The sequence below is a fragment of the Lautropia dentalis genome (assembly GCF_003892345.1).
GTDB classification, from domain to species: domain Bacteria; phylum Pseudomonadota; class Gammaproteobacteria; order Burkholderiales; family Burkholderiaceae_E; genus Lautropia; species Lautropia dentalis.
Window position 1 is genome coordinate 1 of record NZ_RRUE01000007.1, and the last position, 1827, is coordinate 1827.

1 protein-coding gene is annotated in these 1827 nt (G+C 58.5%); it reads right to left on the minus strand.

Annotation, left to right across the window (positions count from 1 at the left end):
* Nucleotides 1-1827 (minus strand): non-ribosomal peptide synthetase (locus EHV23_RS15090; protein ID WP_125096922.1); only part of this gene is annotated, 1827 nt, incomplete at both ends.

Sequence of the window (1827 nt, forward strand, 5' to 3'; positions counted from 1 at the left end):
CCCCTTGTCCAGCTCGCCCTGCAGACGCAACACAGCCGGAATGTGATACGCCGCACCCAGGTCCTCCAGCTGCTCCAGGAACCACAACCGCTGTTGCGCCCATGACAGCGCCAGTTCCTTCGTCCGATCTGCCCGCTCCACCGGAGCCGTCAGCGCTTCATCAGCCTGCGCCAGACTGCCTGCCACCTCTGCTATCGTCGGTGCCGCAAAAAAGTCCTTGAGCGCCACCTCCTGGACCAGCTCCCGGCGCATGCGGCCCATCAGCTGCACCGCCAGCAACGAATGGCCGCCCAGATCAAAGAAGCTGTCGTGCCGCCCCACGCGCTCCACACCCAGCAGCTCCTGCCAGATACCCGCCAGCACCTCTTCCACCGGACCCTGTGGTGCCTCGTACTCGTGCCTGACCAGCGCTTCCGCATCCGGCGCCGGCAGCGCCTTCCTGTCCACCTTGCCGCTCGTGTTCAGCGGCATTGTCTCCAGACGCACGAACGCACTCGGCACCATGTATTCGGGTAGCTCCGCCTTCAGGTGATCCCGCAGCCGCTCCACATCCGGCAATGCCTCTTCAGACTGCTCCTCCCTGGCAACCCAGTACGCCACCAGCCGCTTATCGCCCAGTTGATCCTCTTTGGCTACCACCACGGCATCCCGCACATGCGGCGACTTCGCCAGTCGCGCCTCGATCTCGCCCAGCTCGATCCGGAAACCGCGGATCTTGACCTGGAAGTCATTGCGGCCCACAAACTCGATCAGCCCATCCGCTCTCCAGTAACCCAGATCGCCCGTCCTGTACATCCGTGCATCCGGCTCATCACTGAACGGATCCGGTATGAAGCGCTCTGCCGTCAATTCCAGACGGTTCAGATATCCTCGAGCCACCTCATCACCGCCAATGCAGATTTCGCCCGCCACCCCAACAGGAGTGATATCACTTCCAGAACCAACAATATAAATCCTTGTGTTTGATATTGGCCTCCCTATTGGAATACGAGCCAACTTTTGAATGGGGTCACACTTCCAGAAAGTTATACCTGCTTCCGTTGGGCCATAAATATTATCCAGACTAGCCTTGGGCAGAAGCCGAGTGCAGCGACTCTGAAGAGAAGGCGGAAGTTCTTCGCCTGCACACATAATCTGGCGGACACTGCTGAATTGTCCCTTCCTGGTCTGCTCAAGAAACGCACGGAGCATGGAAGGAACAAAGTTTAAAACGGTCACGCCGTTTGCTTCGATGACCTCTTCAAGGTACTGAACATCCCTGTGACCTCCAGGAATGGCCATGACCAAACGTGCGCCAGACTGCAATGTCGAGAAGATTTCCCATACCGATACATCGAAGCCAATGGATGTCTTTTGCAATACGGTATCCGCTTCCGTCAGGCCGTATTCGTCCTGCATCCAGACGAGTCTGTTCACCACACTACGGTGTTCGACCATCACACCCTTGGGAAGGCCTGTCGAACCCGAGGTGTAGATCACATACGCCAGATTCGACGACTTCTGGCCCGTCTCCTTGCGGCTGATGTTTCCTTCCGGCCGCTCCACATAGGTCGACTCTTCATCGAGCAGCAGAACCTCGCCCATACCACTAAGCGCCTCGCTTGCGACTTTACGGTCTGCATCTTCAGTGTCTGCTTTCTCGGTACCCGCGCCTTCGCATCCGTTGCTCGTTTCTCCATCATCCACAACCTGAGCCGCTGCCAGCAGGCGCTGCTGCAGCCTCTTCTGCGTCAGCAGCACTTGTGCCTGCGAATCCCTGAGCATATATCCGATGCGTTCGGTCGGATACTCCGGATCCACCGGCACATACGCCGCGCCCGCCTTCAG